Annotated in this window: 23 protein-coding genes and 1 pseudogene; 17 read left to right on the forward strand and 7 right to left on the reverse strand. The window is 61.6% G+C overall.

What is annotated here, in order from left to right:
• Positions 1–3 precede the first annotated feature (3 nt).
• Positions 4–465 (forward strand): MerR family transcriptional regulator, encoded by a 462-nt coding sequence (locus AC5WEY_RS01175; RefSeq protein ID WP_495644341.1) that lies wholly within the window; start codon positions 4–6, stop codon positions 463–465.
• A gap of 17 nt (positions 466–482) precedes the next feature.
• Here AC5WEY_RS01175 and AC5WEY_RS01180 read toward each other — a convergent pair whose 3' ends face one another.
• Entirely contained in the window at positions 483–1,331 is an 849-nt protein-coding gene (locus tag AC5WEY_RS01180; protein WP_495644342.1) for a helix-turn-helix domain-containing protein, read from the reverse strand.
• A 93-nt stretch (positions 1,332–1,424) separates the two neighbouring features.
• On the opposite strand from AC5WEY_RS01180, the gene AC5WEY_RS01185 reads away from it, so the two are divergent.
• Positions 1,425–1,817 (forward strand): DUF1761 domain-containing protein, encoded by a 393-nt coding sequence (locus AC5WEY_RS01185; RefSeq protein WP_495644343.1) that lies wholly within the window; start codon positions 1,425–1,427, stop codon positions 1,815–1,817.
• Positions 1,818–1,880: 63 nt separating this feature from the next.
• Here the strand turns inward: AC5WEY_RS01185 and AC5WEY_RS01190 are convergent, their stop codons facing one another.
• A complete protein-coding gene (locus tag AC5WEY_RS01190) occupies positions 1,881–2,288 on the reverse strand; it encodes an SRPBCC family protein (RefSeq protein WP_495644344.1) in 408 nt (135 codons plus the stop codon).
• A gap of 158 nt (positions 2,289–2,446) precedes the next feature.
• Between AC5WEY_RS01190 and AC5WEY_RS01195 the strand changes: the two genes are divergently transcribed.
• The 5 genes from AC5WEY_RS01195 (at position 2,447) to AC5WEY_RS01215 (ending at position 5,924) form a co-directional block, all read left to right on the forward strand.
• A complete protein-coding gene (locus AC5WEY_RS01195) occupies positions 2,447–3,118 on the forward strand; it encodes a TetR/AcrR family transcriptional regulator (protein WP_495644345.1) in 672 nt (223 codons plus the stop codon).
• Complete coding sequence (locus AC5WEY_RS01200) at positions 3,115–4,047, forward strand: TIGR01777 family oxidoreductase (protein WP_495644346.1); 933 nt, start codon at positions 3,115–3,117, stop codon at positions 4,045–4,047. Before AC5WEY_RS01195 ends, AC5WEY_RS01200 begins: the two co-directional genes overlap by 4 nt.
• Before the next feature lie 51 nt (positions 4,048–4,098).
• Positions 4,099–4,410, forward strand: a complete 312-nt coding sequence (locus AC5WEY_RS01205; RefSeq protein ID WP_495644347.1) for an NIPSNAP family protein — start codon at positions 4,099–4,101, stop codon at positions 4,408–4,410.
• Positions 4,411–4,548: 138 nt separating this feature from the next.
• Positions 4,549–4,863 (forward strand): hypothetical protein, encoded by a 315-nt coding sequence (locus AC5WEY_RS01210; protein ID WP_495644348.1) that lies wholly within the window; start codon positions 4,549–4,551, stop codon positions 4,861–4,863.
• Positions 4,864–5,285: 422 nt separating this feature from the next.
• A complete protein-coding gene (locus AC5WEY_RS01215; protein ID WP_495644349.1) occupies positions 5,286–5,924 on the forward strand; it encodes a TetR/AcrR family transcriptional regulator in 639 nt (212 codons plus the stop codon).
• On the opposite strand, the gene AC5WEY_RS01220 is transcribed toward AC5WEY_RS01215, so the two are convergent.
• Positions 5,918–7,126 carry a citrate/2-methylcitrate synthase gene (locus AC5WEY_RS01220; protein WP_495644350.1) on the reverse strand — a complete coding sequence of 403 codons (1,209 nt, stop codon included), beginning with the start codon at positions 7,124–7,126 and terminating at the stop codon, positions 5,918–5,920. The genes AC5WEY_RS01215 and AC5WEY_RS01220 overlap by 7 nt on opposite strands.
• An 89-nt stretch (positions 7,127–7,215) precedes the next feature.
• Between AC5WEY_RS01220 and AC5WEY_RS01225 the strand changes: the two genes are divergently transcribed.
• From AC5WEY_RS01225 to AC5WEY_RS01245, 5 genes are all read left to right on the forward strand, one after another.
• The gene (locus AC5WEY_RS01225) at positions 7,216–8,361 is read left to right on the forward strand and encodes a citrate/2-methylcitrate synthase (RefSeq protein WP_495644351.1); all 1,146 of its coding nucleotides are present in this window, start codon (positions 7,216–7,218) and stop codon (positions 8,359–8,361) included.
• A 158-nt stretch (positions 8,362–8,519) separates the two neighbouring features.
• Positions 8,520–9,023, forward strand: coding sequence for a fluoride efflux transporter FluC (locus AC5WEY_RS01230; protein ID WP_495644352.1), 504 nt, complete (start codon positions 8,520–8,522; stop codon positions 9,021–9,023).
• Positions 9,020–9,388 (forward strand): fluoride efflux transporter CrcB, encoded by a 369-nt coding sequence (gene crcB, locus AC5WEY_RS01235; protein WP_495644353.1) that lies wholly within the window; start codon positions 9,020–9,022, stop codon positions 9,386–9,388. The genes AC5WEY_RS01230 and crcB overlap by 4 nt, the downstream gene beginning before the upstream one ends.
• 54 nt (positions 9,389–9,442) lie before the next feature.
• A complete protein-coding gene (locus AC5WEY_RS01240) occupies positions 9,443–9,937 on the forward strand; it encodes a DUF5956 family protein (RefSeq protein WP_057478999.1) in 495 nt (164 codons plus the stop codon).
• The gene (locus AC5WEY_RS01245) at positions 9,930–10,397 is read left to right on the forward strand and encodes a hypothetical protein (RefSeq protein ID WP_495644354.1); all 468 of its coding nucleotides are present in this window, start codon (positions 9,930–9,932) and stop codon (positions 10,395–10,397) included. Before AC5WEY_RS01240 ends, AC5WEY_RS01245 begins: the two co-directional genes overlap by 8 nt.
• A 14-nt stretch (positions 10,398–10,411) precedes the next feature.
• On the opposite strand, the gene AC5WEY_RS01250 is transcribed toward AC5WEY_RS01245, so the two are convergent.
• The 3 genes from AC5WEY_RS01250 to AC5WEY_RS01260 all read right to left on the reverse strand — a co-directional run bounded on the left by AC5WEY_RS01250 (position 10,412) and on the right by AC5WEY_RS01260 (position 12,352).
• Complete coding sequence (locus AC5WEY_RS01250; protein WP_495644355.1) at positions 10,412–10,981, reverse strand: cysteine hydrolase family protein; 570 nt, start codon at positions 10,979–10,981, stop codon at positions 10,412–10,414.
• A 257-nt stretch (positions 10,982–11,238) separates the two neighbouring features.
• Entirely contained in the window at positions 11,239–11,712 is a 474-nt protein-coding gene (locus AC5WEY_RS01255) for a DIP1984 family protein (RefSeq protein ID WP_495644356.1), read from the reverse strand.
• 142 nt (positions 11,713–11,854) lie between these two features.
• Entirely contained in the window at positions 11,855–12,352 is a 498-nt protein-coding gene (locus tag AC5WEY_RS01260; protein ID WP_495644357.1) for a MarR family winged helix-turn-helix transcriptional regulator, read from the reverse strand.
• A 141-nt stretch (positions 12,353–12,493) separates the two neighbouring features.
• Between AC5WEY_RS01260 and AC5WEY_RS01265 the strand changes: the two genes are divergently transcribed.
• The 3 genes from AC5WEY_RS01265 to AC5WEY_RS01275 all read left to right on the forward strand — a co-directional run bounded on the left by AC5WEY_RS01265 (position 12,494) and on the right by AC5WEY_RS01275 (position 15,490).
• Entirely contained in the window at positions 12,494–13,519 is a 1,026-nt protein-coding gene (locus AC5WEY_RS01265; protein ID WP_495644358.1) for an EamA family transporter, read from the forward strand.
• Between the two features lie 132 nt (positions 13,520–13,651).
• A complete protein-coding gene (locus AC5WEY_RS01270) occupies positions 13,652–14,968 on the forward strand; it encodes a glycosyltransferase 87 family protein (protein WP_495644359.1) in 1,317 nt (438 codons plus the stop codon).
• A gap of 144 nt (positions 14,969–15,112) precedes the next feature.
• Positions 15,113–15,490, forward strand: a complete 378-nt coding sequence (locus AC5WEY_RS01275) for a PLDc N-terminal domain-containing protein (protein WP_495645495.1) — start codon at positions 15,113–15,115, stop codon at positions 15,488–15,490.
• Positions 15,491–15,499: 9 nt separating this feature from the next.
• Here AC5WEY_RS01275 and AC5WEY_RS01280 read toward each other — a convergent pair.
• Positions 15,500–15,670 (reverse strand): annotated as a pseudogene (locus tag AC5WEY_RS01280) (S26 family signal peptidase); the annotation flags it as partial.
• A 23-nt stretch (positions 15,671–15,693) separates the two neighbouring features.
• Here AC5WEY_RS01280 and AC5WEY_RS01285 point away from each other — a divergent pair.
• Together AC5WEY_RS01285 and AC5WEY_RS01290 are read left to right on the forward strand one after the other, a co-directional pair.
• The gene (locus AC5WEY_RS01285; RefSeq protein WP_495644360.1) at positions 15,694–16,062 is read left to right on the forward strand and encodes a hypothetical protein; all 369 of its coding nucleotides are present in this window, start codon (positions 15,694–15,696) and stop codon (positions 16,060–16,062) included.
• 46 nt (positions 16,063–16,108) lie between these two features.
• Complete coding sequence (locus AC5WEY_RS01290) at positions 16,109–16,954, forward strand: SMI1/KNR4 family protein (RefSeq protein ID WP_495644361.1); 846 nt, start codon at positions 16,109–16,111, stop codon at positions 16,952–16,954.
• Positions 16,955–16,973: the final 19 nt, after the last annotated feature.

The raw sequence follows: 16,973 nt of genomic DNA on the forward strand, positions 1-16,973 counted from the left end.
GCGATGAAGGTAATACTTCAGGTCGACCTGAAGTCAACATGGGAATATCAGCGGGTGAAGATCGGAGAGGTCGCCTTGGAGCTCGACGTTCCGACCCATGTCCTGAGACATTGGGACGACGTGGGTGTTGTTGTGCCCGAGCGTCTACCGTCGGGCCACCGCGATTACAGCGAAGAACATGTACGACGACTGCGGGTGTTGCGAGCCTGTCAAGACGTTGGAATCAGCTTGGCCGATATTCGCCTGATCCTTCATCGAGACGAGCCCGGACGAACCGCAGTGATCGAAGAACAACTGGCCCGAATACGACGGCAACAAGCCCAACTCGACAATGCCGAGCGCTTCCTCGAGCACGTCGTCTCGTGCACACATGATTTGCTCACCCGATGCGCGCAATGCAGCGAGTATTCCGCTACCCAGGTTCGTTCGACTGTGGACACCGACGCGCCGTTCGATTCCGACTGAATGTTGGCACCACCTCTTCAGGCGCGGAGGAGCGCCGCGAGTTCACGAAGGTACGCGCCCGGCGTAATTCCCGCGACGCCACGAAAATCGTTGATCAGATGGGCTTGATCGACGTAACCCAGGTCAGCAGCAATGTGGGCAGCGTCGGCCGCCGGGAGCGACAAGCGCTGCAAGACTTCTTGTAGTCGAACCCGTCGGGCGACTGCTTTGGGGCCCATCCCGAGTGTCGATCGCAGCGCCCTCTGCACGGCCCGCTCACTGACCCCAAGCATTCCTGCCACGGATTGCCCGGGTTTGCTGCCGACACCCTGTGCCAATGTGTCGATTACGGCGTTCGCGAGAAGGTGTTCGGCAGTCGGTCGTCGTTTCGTCAGCATCTCGGTGATCACCGAATCTGCCCGCAGAGCATGTTCGGCAGCCGAATCCTTCGCGGCGATGGTACCGAGCACGCCGAAGAGAAGGTCATCGAGTTCTCTGCTGATCGGTTGTGCTGCCGATAGTTTCGTTGGATCCAGGTTGGACACCACCGCCAAACCGGCTGGACGGAGTCGGACGGCAAACACGAAGCCTCGGCCTTCGATCGTTCGGGTCCACGCTCTGCGTTGAACGTTGGTGACCATGAACGGCGCAGGCACTGCACCGGTCTCCACGCTGACCGTCACAGCCGGAAACTCGAGGACTCGCTGCTCGATGGCTTCGCCTGCAGACAATTCCCATTGCACGCTCCAGTATGCGTCGACGACATCGCGAACCTCTGCAGCCGGTTCGTGCCAGGTTGCGTCGAAGCGACGAAGGAGAGAAGGGGCCATGACGCCGGATCGTTCGTGAACCTCGATCGGCTTGGACGCGGGCCGGCTGTCTTCCATGTCGCAATTCTGCAATACAACTGGCCCCCAGACCCGAGACGATCGAGTCGTGACCACTGAATACTGGATTGTTGTCCGCCGAGGAGGAAAATCGTGAACTGGCTGCACATCGCCGCGGCGGCGGTTGCGTACTACGCCCTCGGCGCGCTGTGGTTCGGACCGTTGTTCGGACGCGCGTGGGATCGCTCGATCGGGCATGATCGTGAACAGACGGGAGGTCGATTCCCGCTGTCTTACTATGTGGTTCCGTTCTGCTGCTCTGTCGCGACGACCATCGTCATTGCTCTCGCTCTCGATGCCACCGACTCGGCCAGCGTGATAGCTGGTGTATTCGTCGGCCTGGGTGTCGGATTCGCCTCCGCGGCAGCATCGTTGACCAATGCACTGACGCCCAGCACTCCGCAGCCGTTCGTTTTCGGAGCTGTCACCGCGAGCTACCACCTCACGGGATCGACAGTAGCGGGCGCAATCCTCGGAGTCGCTTAGAGAGTTCGTATCTGTGCACCCGGCCGGGCCGTGGCGAGAAGCGCTGATGGACGCGCATGGTCACTAAGCTTCCAACAACTCCGCGAGTCTCTTCAGATCTTCGGCGACCATGTCGAGATCGCGCTCGAATTCCTCGTCACTGAGCTCGATCTGACGGACCGTGAACAGAATTTCCGCGCCGTTCGGATGGCTCAATACCCGTACAGGATTGTTCACGACCGTCCCCGACGGCAGCGTGACGTCATGGTCGAGGACGCCGAGGTCGTTGCGGGGCACAAAACGGACTGTCACGCGTCCCATCGGAGATTCGGCGATGAGTCGATCGCCGTCGATGGTCACGGGACTGTTCGCCAGTCCTGCCGCCCATGTGGGCAAGTTCGCGGGATCGACCGCGTACTCGTACACCTCCTCGGGTGTGCGTCTGATAACTCGAGCCACATGTCGACTTGCCACCACACGTTCTGGATTCATAGCAGCGACCCTACGACGACGGGCGGCGACGTTCTGCCGGAAATCGAACCTGTGCCGACGTCGTGAGTGCACGAGCCCGGTCACACACATGGGACTTGAACATGTTCAAACAACGGTCTACGGTCGGTTTTGAACACGTTCAGAAATGGGGACGATCGATGGCACGCACGTCCGAGACACGCGACAAGGTGGTCGAGGTAGCTCTGCGCCTCTTCCGTGAAGAGGGGTATCAGGCGACAACCATGCGTCGCATCGCCGACGAAGCAGGCGTCTCGCTCGGCAATGCCTACTACTATTTCGCAGGCAAGGATGAGCTCGTCAACGAGCTGTACATGGTGATTCAGCGCGATCATCGCGAGCGTGCGCTCAGCGTTCTCGTCGAGGGTGGCTCACTGTCGGAGAATCTCGCCGCCGTACTGCATTCCGGCCTGGACGTGATGGAGCCCTATCACGCGTTCGGTGGTTCCTTCCTGCATTTGGCGTTGCCGACGAGCACTAGTTCCAGTCCGTTCTCGGAAGAATCGTCCGACGCCAGGTCCATGGCGATCGACCTCATGCGAACCACCCTGGACACGTCGAAACAGAAGATCCCCGCGTCGCTGAAAGATGCTCTCCCGACGCTGCTCTGGATGATCTACATGGGGGTCACTCTGCACTGGGTGACCGATTCCTCGGACGACCAGCGACGAACCCGCACTCTGGTCGACGGGCTCGTGCCCGTCGTATCCAAGGCCGTACGTCTGGCTCGTCTTCCCGTCGCACGGGGGTTGGTCACCGACGTGGCCGGTCTCTTGAAACGAATGACCTCTTCGGAAGGGTTGGACCAGTGAACGATTCACTATCGACCGTCGTCATCTGCGGTGCCTCCGGCTACATCGGCGGGTATCTGCGTCGCTACTACCAAGAACGCGACATCCGGGTCAAGACCATCGGACGCGGAACAACCAGCGACGCAACGTGGTCCGATCACCGCAGTGTCGTCGATGTTCTCGACGGCGCCGATCTGGTCGTCAATCTGGCAGGGCGGTCGGTGAGCTGTCGCTACAACAAGAAGAACGCAGACGCGATCCTGTCGTCACGCATCCAGACGACCGCCCAACTGGGACGCGCCTTGGCGCAGGTACCGAACCCACCCGACTTGTGGGTCAATGCCAGCACCGGAACGATCTATCGCGATTCCCGTGACCGGCCGATGGACGAGCGAACCGGCGAATTGGGATCCGGATTTTCGGTCAAGGTCGGCCGAGCGTGGGAGCGTGAGCTTTTCGACGCGGACGTCGCCATTCGAAGAGTGGCGCTGCGCATGTCGATCGTGTTGGGCGCAGGTGGCGGGGCCATCAATCCGATCATCGACCTGGCGCGAGTGGGGCTCGGTGGCACGATGGGCGACGGCGGTCAGATCTTCAGTTGGGTGCACGTCGCGGACGTTGCCCGGGTTCTCGACCATCTCTACGAAACCCGGGGCATTTCCGGCCCCGTCAACGTCGCCACACCGTTTCCGGTGACCAATGAGGACATGATGCAGCAGGTCAGGAATGCTCTGGGTCGCAGTCACGGTCTACCGACTCCGGCATGGCTGCTGCAATTCGGTGCTCGGGTGATCCGCACCGAGGCCGAGCTGGTCCTGAAGAGCCGGTGGGTGGATCCACATGTGCTGACAGACAGCGGTTTCCAGTTTCGATATCCGACGCTGGACGACGCGTTGGCCGACATCGCGTCCGAGACGCCTCGAGGGTTGCTCCCTGTCGCCCTCGGCTGATGTAGCCGCTGGTCCAAGTGATGAAGCAACCCGGCTACCGAAGGACGAACGATGATTTCCATACACCTGCGATACGAGATCGACCCCAATCGCCTCGATGAGTTTCGCGAATACGGACGACGTTGGATCCCCCTGGTCGAACGGTTCGGCGGAACGCATCACGGCTATTTCCTGCCCAGCGAAGGAGACAGCGACGAAGCCTTCGCGCTGTTCACGTTCGACTCGCTCGCAGCCTACGAACGCTACCGACAAGAGTCCGCCGTAGACCCGGACTGCATCGAAGCGATCGAATTCGCCCGAACCACAGGATGCATCAGGCGCTACGAACGCCGCTTCTTGTCACCGTTGTTTGCTGGCGAGTGAGGACCTCGCACCCGATGAGAGTCATCGTCGACGATCAGGCGAAACAAACACCCCCGCGGACTCGACTACTACTAGGGATTGGGCACCGATGACCCGACTCCATCGTGGCGGTGCGGCCGAACGCTAGACTGCGCGGATATGGGTAGGCGGAAGGTCACGAGGACCCTGGCTGTCGGCCTCGCACTCGTCGGGTGGACCGCCTTCGCCGGCATTTATGCGACGTTCGGCAGGTTCGCGGTGTCCGACACCAGCTGCGACGGAGACAAGTTGAGGCCGTCCACGTTCGGGATTGTGTACCTCATTGCCGTGGCTGCTGTGTGGATGGTCCCCTTCATAACGCTGGCCATTCGAACCCGCTCAGTTGCGGCGATTGTGGTCGTCGTCGTCGCGGCGATCGCGGCCGCGGGAGTTGTCACTACTGTCCTCGCCAACCCCGGCGAATTCTGCTTCTGAGCGCTGGCCTATCAAACTTGATGAAACCTGTGTTGGTCCGCTGATGCCAAGATGACAGTAATCAGAGCGCGCAATAGCACGCTGCGCCGGCCAGGCGCTTCCCGCTACGTCTCGTCAGTCACCGGTGACGAAAGTCATTGCGCGACAATCGGTACTAATAACAGGACTGTTTGTATAGGACGAGTTGCTCGGCAGCTGCAGAAGAGTTCGGCATTACGGCTGGGTTTACAGCTCACCTATATCAGGCTTCGAATTCGAGTCCGTAAAGCTGAATGATGCTCTCGCCGACATCGCATCCGAAACTCCTCTAGGGTTGCTTCCCGTCGCACTGGGATGACGACGGGGCACCGCGACTGACCGCGGCGATGCTGCCAACCGTCGGGCATACTCTGGGATAGACACGCGCGGAAAGGAGCCGGTCCATGCCACACACGGTCGATCCGCGCGCGCGTATCGAAGAGCGAGCTCGCAACAAATTCGAGTCCAAACGAACCGAACTGGCTCAGGCCACGCTGCACACGCTGGCCGAGCTGGGCTATGCGCGCACGTCACTACGAGAGATCGCGCAGAATTCCGAGTTCTCGCACGGCGTCCTGCACTATTACTTCACCGACAAGCTCGACCTCATCACGCACGCAGTGCGCCAGTACGAGGCCATCTGTGTCACACGCTACGACGAGGTGGTAGCCAACGCGGTCGACGCGTCGGGTCTCTACGCGGACTTCGAGGCCAAGTACTTCGCCACTCTGGCTGCGGACGCCGGCATCCACCGACTCTGGTACGACCTGCGGAATCAAGCCCTGTTCGACGACTCGTTCCGCGCCGAGGTGCTCGAGATCGAAGAACGTCGAGTAGACATGATCTGGCGCGTGGTCGCTCGTTACTGCGAGCTCCGCGGAACCACGCCATCTCTCGATCGAGCGTCGGCGTACGTCCTTCTGGACGGCATCTTTCAGCGAGCCCTTCTGCACCACCTCGCCGGAAAACCGGCCGAAATCGATTCGGCCCGAGCACAATTGCGCTCCGCCTTCGCGATGGTGGATTGCTCGACGCCTCAGTAGGTCCCCGGCCGGGTACCCGTGTAGATTCCCGGCACTCGAAAGCGCAGAGATGCCTCCTCGTACTCCTCGAGGGCATGCGCCGTCCACCCGACGATTCGGGCGAGTGCGAACACCATCTCCGGCGTGTCCGCTCTGAGTCCGTAGGCAAGGGCAAACGTGGCAAGAGCAAAGTCCGAGTTGGGAAAGGTATCGAACCGTTCGCTCACCTCGCCGATCACGACGTCCGCAGCCTCGATCACCGAGGGGTCGGCACCGTGTGCAGGATCTCTGAGCAACCGAAGCAGTTCCTCTGCTCGTGGATCTCGGTCGGTGTACACCACGTGCCCGAATCCCGAGATATGCGCTCCTGACCTCAATTGTGTTGCCAGAGCTGTGATCGGATCAGCGATCGCAGTCGCCAAGAACCTGTGCACGGGGTCCGCAGCGGAACCGTGCAGGGGGCCGTCGATGCACCCGAGCCCTGCCGCGAGAACCGAATACAGATTGGCACGGGTACTCGCCGCCACGCGAACTCCGAGAGTCGAGGCCGCCAGACCATGATCGGCCATCAACACCAACGCGGCCTGCAGCGGGACGCGTCCACCTGGATCGGATGCATCGGACTTCACTGCCGCCCAGACGGATTCCGCCACCGAGAGTTCGGGGGATTGCCCGCCAAGAGCCGCGCCCACCGTGGCCAGCAGCTGCCGCGCTTCGCGCACTACAGAGGCGGAGCCGATGTCGAATCGCATCGGACTGTAGGTGGCCGCTACATCGACGGCGATCCGTATGCGATCGATCGAGCGACAATCCGGTGCCATCGCTGCCATTGCATGTCGACATCGTTCCACCACAGCGGAATCGGCCCCAAATCGTACTTCTTCGAGCAGCTCACCCGTCCAGACGAAGTGTGCAACCGACTCGAAAGAGCGAGAACTGAGGTGCACGGCATCGCGCCCCCGGTAGTACAGATGACCGTCGTCGATCAGTGTGGTCTGAGTCCGAATACGCTCCACTGCACCGATATCGGTGCGACGGGCTGTGTCGCGGCCGGCGAGTGCTTCCACCTCGTCGACGTCGAATACGCTCCCCCGCACCCCGGGCAGTCGAGTACTGGTCAGCAGCCCGCGGCTGACATAGGCATAGACCGTCTCCGGCTTGACGCCCAGTCGCGCTGCGGCTTGGGCCGTCGTGAGCAGATTTCGACCGTCGTTCGATGTCATGTTCATCTTTCGCATTGACGGAATCAACATTGACAACGATCAATACTAACGCGGATCGTGGGGGTTGACCAGGACAAAGGAGATCAGTCATGAGCGTTCTCGAAGCCCCGCGCGGGCTGCACAACGTCGTCGTCACCACCACCTCGATCGGGGACGTGCGAGGTGACGAAGGGTTTTATCACTACCGCCAGTATTCGGCCATCGACCTGGCCCTGACGGGCACGTTCGAAGACGCCTGGTTCCTGATGGTCGACGGTCGACTGCCGAGCGATACAGAGCGCGCCGAGTTCCTGCACATGGTGGCACCTCTGCGAGTGCTACCGGACGACGTCGCCGCTGCCGTGAAGACGGTGGCGCGATCAGGACCTGCGCAGCCCCTCTTGGCGTTGCGGACGGTGCTGTCCGGTCTCGCGGGGTCGGTACCGCTGTACGAGTCGTCGGAGGCGGACAAACGGACTACGGCTTTGCGCCTGTGTGCGATGACTCCGACCATTTTGGCTGCTGTGCACAGGATTCGCTCCGGCGAGCAACCCATCGAGCCGCGCGAAGACCTGACGACAGCGCAGAACTGGCTGTTCATGATCACCGGAGAAGTGCCAGACGCCGCCAGCGCCCGAGCCGTCGACCGCTATCTCACCGCCACGATCGATCACGGATTCAACGCCTCGACATTCACCGCACGAGTGGTCGCGTCGACGGGGTCGGACATCGCGTCCGCGGCGTGCGCCGCGATCGGGGCGTTCGCCGGTCCTTTGCACGGGGGTGCACCGGATCGCGCACTCGACGGGCTGGACGAGATTGCCGACATCGATTCCGCAGATGCCTGGGCACGCTCCAAAATCACTGCAGGCGAGCGCATCATGGGCTTCGGTCATCCGGTATACCGGACCGATGACCCCCGATCGGTGATGCTGCGCGAGACCGCACAAGAGATGGGCGGAGCGCTCATCGACAAGGCTGTGCAGGTCGAGAAGGTCATCACCGCCGCGCTCGCAGATCTCAAGCCGGATCGAAAGCTGTACGCCAATGTGGAGTATTACGCCGGCGTCGTGATGGAACTGTGTGGAATTCCGCGATCCATGTTCACACCGACCTTCGCGTGCAGTCGGATGGTGGGGTGGTGCGCCAACATCGTCGAACAGTCGCACGACAGCAAGATCATTCGCCCGATCGCCCGTTACGATGGTCCAGTGCCTTCGGCAGTGGTGCGGGTAGGTGCCGCCCAGGGCACTTGACCGTGCCACTGCGGCGGAGCCGCACGGCAGTGTGTCATCATGAATACGCGCCTGACGTGCGCAGCGGCGGTGGGGCTCGCCGTAACCGAACCTCGGTCCTCGGATCGACAACAGTCCCTGTCTCGGCACTGGCATGTCCGCAGATAGGGAGAGGTTCGATGAACAATTTCGACGAGACGCACGGCGCTGACTCCGCCGACCGATCACTGCCGGTGGACCCCGACAGCCCGGGCTCATCGCGTCAACTGCATCTGCAACCAGCAGCAATTGCCGCGGTAGCTCTTGGCGGCCTGGTAGGTACCGGTATTCGCTACAGCGCGGAGTCCGCGTACCCGGCAGGCGGAGGCTCGTTCCCGTTCACCACCCTCGTCATCAACCTCACCGGTGCGTTCGTTCTCGGAATGCTGTTGGAGCGCCTCGCACAGTCCGGCCCGGACCAGGGATGGCGACGCCGGATCCGGCTGTGCATCGGGACGGGGGTACTCGGCTCGTACACCACGTACAGCTCGTTCGCTCTCGAGACCGTGGAGTTGCTACGAGATCATCGTGTGGTCGCTGCCGCGGTGTACATGACCGTCAGCGTGGTCGTCGGTACGTTCGCAGCCGGAGCAGGCATCGTTCTCGCCCAGCGGTTCGGCAGCCGGGCGGAGGAAAAGCGATGATCGCATTGTGGGTCGTTCTCGCCGGAAGTGCAGGGGCAGTGAGCAGATTCGTGCTCGACGGCGTCGTCCGATCGCGGCTGAAGGCCGAATTTCCCTACGCCACAGTGTTGATCAACGTCACCGGTTCGGCCGTGCTCGGTGTCGTGGCGGGGCTCGTCGCGTTCAGATCGGCTCCGGAACAGGTGCAGGCCATAGTCGGCGTCGGATTCTGTGGTGGCTACACCACTTTCAGCACGGCAAGTGTGGAGACCGTGCGCCTTCTCGAACGCCGGCGGTACAGCCTCGCGGCATACAACGCCATCGGTACAGCACTCAGTACCACCGCGGTAGTGGGCGTGGCCATGGTCGCGACGGCATACATCTGATGTTGTACTGTCCGCTTCGCGCACTCGTCCTCACAGTGCACAAGGAGCAATGAGATGGCCCAGTACTGGAGTGCCTTTCAGACGGCAGAGGCCGACGGCGAGATTCCCGACGGTCTGCCGGCCGGCAGATACGTTGAGGTCATCCCGAATGCACATGGGGCGCTGACTGCGTGGGTCGCTGGACCCCGACGCTGCTACCGAACTCCCTACCCCGTGTCCGCGCACCCTCCCGTCAAAGTAACCCGCGGTCACCCCAGCGAACCGCCTACGGAAGTGTGGTTCGAGCCCTACACCGAAGACGACATGAGGGCCGAGAACGACGACGTCAATTCCTATCTGGCCGAGGCCGGTATCCGTTTGCGACCCCGTGGATACCGTTGGCACGTACTGGTTCCCGAACACATCGAGGACGGTGAAGCACTGGAAAGTGCCATGCGCGAAAAGAACAGCTACGTCGAGCCAGTCGAGGTGTACGCGGCCATCAAGAAGCTGTACGAAATGATCCAGAACGGGACACCCCCGGCTCTGTCACACCGCGACGATGAGTAGCGACGACGACGAAAACAACCGTGTGCAGCGACAACCGGTGAGCTTCCGGCGTGAGTCGGCGGTGTGGTTTCCGATCTCGCTGGCTTTTGCACTCGCCGTTACCTTCATCGGTGTCGATCTTCTAGCAATCGTGTCGAATCCAGCCGTGGTTCTGTTCGGCGCGGTCTTCGTTGTTCTGTCCCTCATCCCGGGAGCTATCGTCAGCTTCTTCGCGGTGGCCGCAACGAGAGTTGCCGATCGATTGATGAGGGAAACGCTCTCGAAGGAAAACACGCAATCCGTTGCTACCCTTCACGGCACCGTGGCCGGGCTCGTCGCCGGCGTTCTCACCTGGGTGTGGTTGCTGTTGAACGACTCGAGCCCCGACACAGCATCAACCGTCGTCGCGGTAGCTTTCGTTGCGTTGGTCGCCGCGATCTCCGCAGCCCGGGGGTTGATAGCGAGACGATCGAGTCTCTGACCGCACGCACAGCATCACACCGAAAGTAGGCCGGCAGCCGTAACCACCGTTGCGAATTCGCCGTGCAGGTTTGTCGCCGTCATTGCCGACAGCGTCGCGGCAGGCACAATGCTTCCGTCGAGTGCGACGCGATCGAAGGTATGGGTTGCGTCGATGACGAAATAGGTGTCGTAGCCGAGGTTGCCCGCCATCCGCGCGGTCGTCTCGCAGCAGTGATTGGTGGTGATCCCGCAGATCACCACTTGCTCGATGCCTTCGCTCCGAAGCCAGGCGTCCAGATCCGGCGTGCCGTAGAAGCTCGAGTTGACTCGCTTGCTGACCAACAGATCCGGCGTCCCATCGATGATCTCCTTGAAGGCATGCCCCGCACTCGCCGGCGACAATGGAGACTGCGGGTTGTCGGAGTCGTGTCGAACGAACACGGTCGGCCACGATTCCGACTTCCACTTATCCACGAGTGCAGCGATATTGCTCTCGCACAACGGGTTGTCCCGCGGTCCCCAGAACTCCGAATTGTCGAATCCGGCCTGCACGTCGATGACGATCAGGGCGGGCCGTTCGAGTGATATCGATGGAGTCTTCATTCTGTTCAGACTAGCCGCGAACAGCCGCGGAGACCATGATGCCGGGTGGCCCCTTGCCCACCCTCGTTCCCGTTCGATCAGCACACGGTAATGCGATGTGTGATGTGCGCCGTCCTCCATCAATTGTACTGAGCTGCAATGTGATCGGGTAGATACCCGTTGACGCTGCTCACTACGCAGGAGAAGGGCCGGAAACCGCCGGCCACGGCACGTGCTCGCCTCGAACGAAAACTACCTACTACCCGGCACCTGACTCACTACTCGATCAGATCGAATTCCCAGTTCACGCGTTGGATCTCCAGGTCCACCAGCCGAATCCTCCTGGCGATATCGTCTGCAGTAGAGCGTAATTCGGCAACTGGAAGCGCTGCGACGTAGACCAACTCCGACCGTAGTTGACGGGGGCCGTACCGACGCTCCTGATCCCGTCCTGATGCCGCATCCGCCGCCGCGGAAATCGCCTTGTGCCGCATACGTAGCACGTCGCGGGATGCGAGGGCATCGGTGATGGTTCCGTCCCGCACGGTCGCGGCGCTGTTGGTCCTGTTGATTCGACGGATGAGCACTTCGAGTCGATCGAGTGCAGATGCGTACTCCGACAACAGAATCGATGCGTCCTCGGCCGGTGACTCACCGTCCTGGTGGCGGGCATTCGCCAGAATCCGAACTTTCAGATGTTGGGTGCGCTTGATCAGTTCCCCTCGTTCAGCGAGGGCCTCGGCAAGCTTCATGATGCACACCTCGGTGTCCAGAGACCGAAGATGCTGTGACTACGGGCGCTCATGCGCCTTTCGACGTGTCGAATGTGTTCATGCAGTACCACAGTTGATTGAGATGCGGAAGGCTCTGTGCGAGTGCCCGATCACCGCACCTCTACCGAAGGTCCAGGAGCAGCCGCTTCAACAAGTCTGCAAGTTGGCTCCGCTCATCCGGATTCAGCGACCCGAGCAGAGCTTCCTCGTTGGCCACATGCGCGGGCAGCGCGGCATCCACTGCAGCAACTCCGGCCGGCGTCAATTGCACGATGACCACCCGGCGGTTGGTGGGGTCGATCTCTCGTTCGATCAGTCCTTTATCGGTCAGCCGGTTCAAGCGGTGCGTGACAGCGCCGGACGTCACCATTGCGCTGTCCAACAGCTGTCCGACGGTGAGGCGATGGGGAGCCCCGGCCCGACGAAGCGTCGCGATGAGATCAAATTCTCCTGGCTGCAAACCGAATTCGATCAGCACTGCCTGCGTGCGCTTTTCCAGAACGGACGCTGCCCGACTGATGCGGCCGATAACGGCCATAGGGCTGACGTCGACATCGGGCCGCTCGGCGTGCCACTGCTGGACGATCCGGTCCACTGCGTCGAGTGGTTCGTGTGCCATCGACCCACCACCCTTCAAAACTTCAGCGCTCAATTGTTTGACATTCTGCCACGCCAGTCCTAGCGTTCAACGCTAGATAGTTCAACGTTAAGATGTTTCCGAAAAGCACCCTGGAGATGAGCCCCAATGCGAACGCCTCGCATGCAGTCACAAGCAACCGATGCCCGACGCCTCCCGCGTGACATCGCGCCCTCAACTCTCGGGTTGACGGCCACTGCCGCCCTCGCGCCCATCCTCTGGGGCACGACCTACCTGGTGACCACCGAACTCCTGCCACCGGATCGACCGATGACGGCCAGCGTGCTGCGAGCGGTGCCCGCCGGGCTACTTCTGTTGCTCATTGCACCGGGCATCCCCAGCACGGGGTGGCGACTGAAGACGGCGGCCCTCGGCCTTCTCAACATCGGCTTGTTCTTCCCGATGCTCTTCGTGGCGGCCTACCGGCTGCCCGGTGGCGTCGCCGCCGTCGTAGGGTCTGCGCAGCCGCTTGTCGTCGTCGCGATATCGATGATCTTCGGATGGGGACGGCCGCGTCCCATCCAGGTCGGTTGGGCAGCGATGGCCGTCATCGGGGTTGCATTGACTGCAGTGTCCGGTGCAATCCGACTCGACGCCATCGGCCTCGCCGCCGCAGTTGTCGGAGCCGTCAGCATGGCGACCGGCGTCGCCCTTACGAAGCGATGGGGTGTGCCACCCGACACCAGTCCGCTGAATTCCACAGCATGGCAACTACTCGTCGGCGGCATTGCCATTACCCCGCTGATTCCGATCGTCGACAATGGCCCATGGGCAATCGATACCGACGCTGTAGTCGGCTACGCCTGGCTCGCAGTAGTAGGTGGTGCCTTGGCCTATTCACTGTGGTTTCGCGGCGCTCGCGCTCTCCCTACCGCCAAGGTCACACTCCTCGGCGTACTGAGCCCTCTGACGGCCGCGGCTATTGGATGGGTTGTGTTGGGGCAGAACATGACCGCGATTCAGTGCATCGGATTCGGCATCGCGCTCGTAGGTTCGATAGCCGGGCAATTCGTCAGAACCCGTCCGCCGCGATCGGAGTCGTCGGCAGGAACGGCACGTACCTCAACCGGCGACCTTCCGGACGTCGCCAGCGGTTCGGTTCCTCGAATCACAGGCGATACCAACCGAACTCCTCGTTCACGGCGATAAACCAGCACGGGGTCTGATTTCCGCCATCGCTTCGGGCCCGGGTTCCACGCTGCGCGGTGACTGCACCAAAAAACGACCGATCAGTCCGTGTCGCCTCCCTGGTCGCAGTCACGACGTTCTATCGTGACTTTCATGACGTCGTCCAGCTACATGCCGCTGCGAACCGAAACTGGATCGCACATGCATGCTGGGCGAGGGTCGTTCATCGAAGGCACACGTGCACTGGACGATCCGATCCACCGAGCTCCCACCACGCCGAATCGCTTCGGCCCCCGATGGCTGGCGGGCTCGGTACTTGCAGCGTGCATCGCCATCGCAGCGCATGCGTATTTCCTGGGATGGACAGTTCCGTTCGGCCTCTTCGGCAACGGGATAGACACCATCGTCTACCGTCATGGCGGCGACGTCGTCCTGCAGGGCCAGCCACTGTACGAGTTCGCACTGTTCGACATCGGATTACCCTTCACCTACCCGCCGTTCGCGGCCTTGGTCTTCACACCGCTTGCGCTTGTGAGCGTGACGAGCGCGGTGACACTGCTTCAGGTGATCAATGCTCTGCTGATCTATGCCACGGTGGTTCTGAGCTGGAGAGCTCTCAATTACCGCAGCGGGGCAATGTATCTCGTCAGCGCACCGATGGCGATCGCGTTCACTTGGCTCGAGCCCGTGCGCATGACCATCTGGCTCGGACAGATCAACCTTCTGCTGCTCGTGTTGGTGCTGTTCGATCTCAGCCGAGGCCAGGGCGGCCGCCTGCGCGGTGTCGGTGTAGGAATTGCTGCTGGACTCAAGCTGACTCCCGCCTTCTTCGTCCTCCATCTACTCTCCATCAGGGACTGGCGCGCAGCGCTCACCGCGAGTGCGGCATTCGCGGCCACCGTTGCCGCCGGATTCCTGATCATTCCCTCCGATTCCTGGAAGTTCTGGACCGCGACCATGGTCGACTCCGAACGAATCGGGGCACTCGCGTCGCCGGCGAATCAGTCGATTCACGGAGCTCTGGCTCGCCTGTGGCCGGGCCACACACCGCCGTTCCTGGTGTGGTTTCTCATTGCCGCGGCCGTTGCCGCCCTCGCCTTGTGGACAGCTGCACGCGTTCACACAGCAGGCAAGACGTTGCTGGCGTTGGTGATCTGCGGACTCGCGACGCCGATGGTGTCGCCCTTCGCATGGGGTCACCACTGGGTGTGGTGCATCCCGTTGGTCATCGTCGCCCTCGATTACGCGATTCGCCGTCACACCTGGTGGAGCTGGCTGGTGCCGGTAGCGGTGACTGCGCCCATGATCGCCTGGTATTTCACCGACTACCGCGGAATCAAAGCAATCGGAATCTTCATGTTCGAGGGCTCACCCGCATTCGAGACCGTGGTTCAGTTCACCTATCCAGCAGTATTTCTCGCGACCGTTGCCGTCACCCTGACGTCCTCGTTCCGCGCTGCGGTACGCTGATCGCACAGAAGGCAGCAGGCCACCATGGGCTCGGCCATGGACTACTTTTCGGCAAGGGCTCCGCTGCACCGCTGTCGCATTCACTGTTCTCCCGCTACGATCCTCGATACAACAGACCAGATGGTCTTGAACGTGGAGGGTCGAATGCCGTACGTCGGTTTACTGGTGATGCTGCTGTGGGTGTTCTGCCTGATCGACGTGATCACAGCCGACGACGGTGGGGTGCGATACCTCCCCAAGATCGTCTGGCTGCTGCTCGTGGTGTTTCTGCCATTGGCCGGCTCTCTTGCGTGGCTGGTCGCGGGACGTCCGATCGGGGGCGGAATCTGGGGCGGCCCCGGCGGCGGCTCCAGTTACCGGCGGGCCGGCAACTCCGCGTTTCCGGAGTACGAGACCCGGCCCGGACGCCAGGCTGCCCAGAACCCTGAGGCCGACGCCGAATTTATGCGTCGCTGCCGAGATCGGGCCGACGAACAGCGGCGCATCGAACGGGAGCGACGCAACCGCGATCTCGGGTTCTGATCCTCTCGCTCAGCGTGACTGAATCGACGGCGAATCGATGGTTCCCCATCGCGAGGGTGGTAACACGATCAGACGCGCCTTGCCGATGACGGAGTCGACGGGAACGGTGCCGCCGAGTTCGTCTCTGGTATGAGCTCTGGAATCTGCTGAGCCGCTTCGATTGTCGCCCAACATCCAGATGACTGTCGAGCGTTTTCGTCATCATGGAAATCTCAAGCCCTCCGACGGGTATCGTACCGGGCATGCTGTTTGTCGGTTTTCTGGTCGCTGCACTCGGTGCGGCGATGATGACCGTCGCGACCAGACAACTGTCGCGGGTGAACGAAGGGCACTACTTGCCGGTGATAATCGGCAGGTTCGCGGTCCGGCCGCCGCTCTCTGCCACGGCCCTCCGTGTGGGTGCCCAGGCCATATCATTGATCGCGGCTGCGATCGTCGCGGAGTCGACGTGGGACTACACAGCACCCTGGCCGTCGCTCATCACCACGATTGTGACCCTCGTTGCGCCAGTGGCAGTCCCGGTCATTGTCATAACCTCGGCGCATAATCGACGCCTGGCTCTTCCAAGCTGATGATTCGGCTCCACTCACGTCCCTGGCACACGAGGAGAGAATCCCGATGAAGTGGTTCGTATCGGCCCGCAGTGCCGAGACCGTGAGTAGCGCCGTTCGCACTGGCTACACAAATGATTGGGACGGGGCTGTCGTGCAAGCCATACGGGCCGGTCGCGAATTGACGCAGGCGGACGACGGAACTCCGCTCGCCCCTTCGAGGAACTATCGGATCGGTGACGGTGAGGTGGTATCGACTGACTACACCGCTCACGAGGATGATCTGCGACTCCGAATGCAGTTGCGAGTCGACAACGACACCGCAGGCGCAGCCAAATCAGTTGTCGGACAATGGAGTCGAATTGCCCAGTGGCTCGTCGAGAACCTGTCGTCCGTCTCGATTGCCGGGGCCACCGACGAGCAGATCAACGACGCCATGCGCGCAACCGGCGGCATCTGGCCCGAGGAATTGACGTCGTTCTTCCGTCTGATCAACGGCTTTCCTCGTGAGACCTGGATATCGATCTTTCCCGCTCACGAGTTGTTCGACCTCGACCGCGCTGTCAGCGAACGTCAGCTTGAGCTCGATATCTGGGGTGAGATCGACGCCGACATGGGTGCCGAACCCCAGATCGACACATCCGCCGGCGACTACGTCGGAACCTACTTGCCCTACTTCCTTCCGTTCGCGGGACAAGACGGCTATCTTCTGTTCGTCGACGCCCGGCCGGGACCTCTCCACGGAAGCGTCACAGAGTTCCAGAAGGTCGACGCCGACGGCGCAGGCCCCAAATGGCCATCGTTGAGCGCAATGTTGACGGACTTGGCCGATAGCCTCGAGGCCGGCACCGCCTTCGAGGGGCACACTCCTACCGTTGTCGACGGTAAATTACGTTGGCAGCTGGTCCGATGAAACGTGCCGGAGTGTTCAC

This window comes from Rhodococcoides sp. S146-33, from assembly GCF_059489205.1.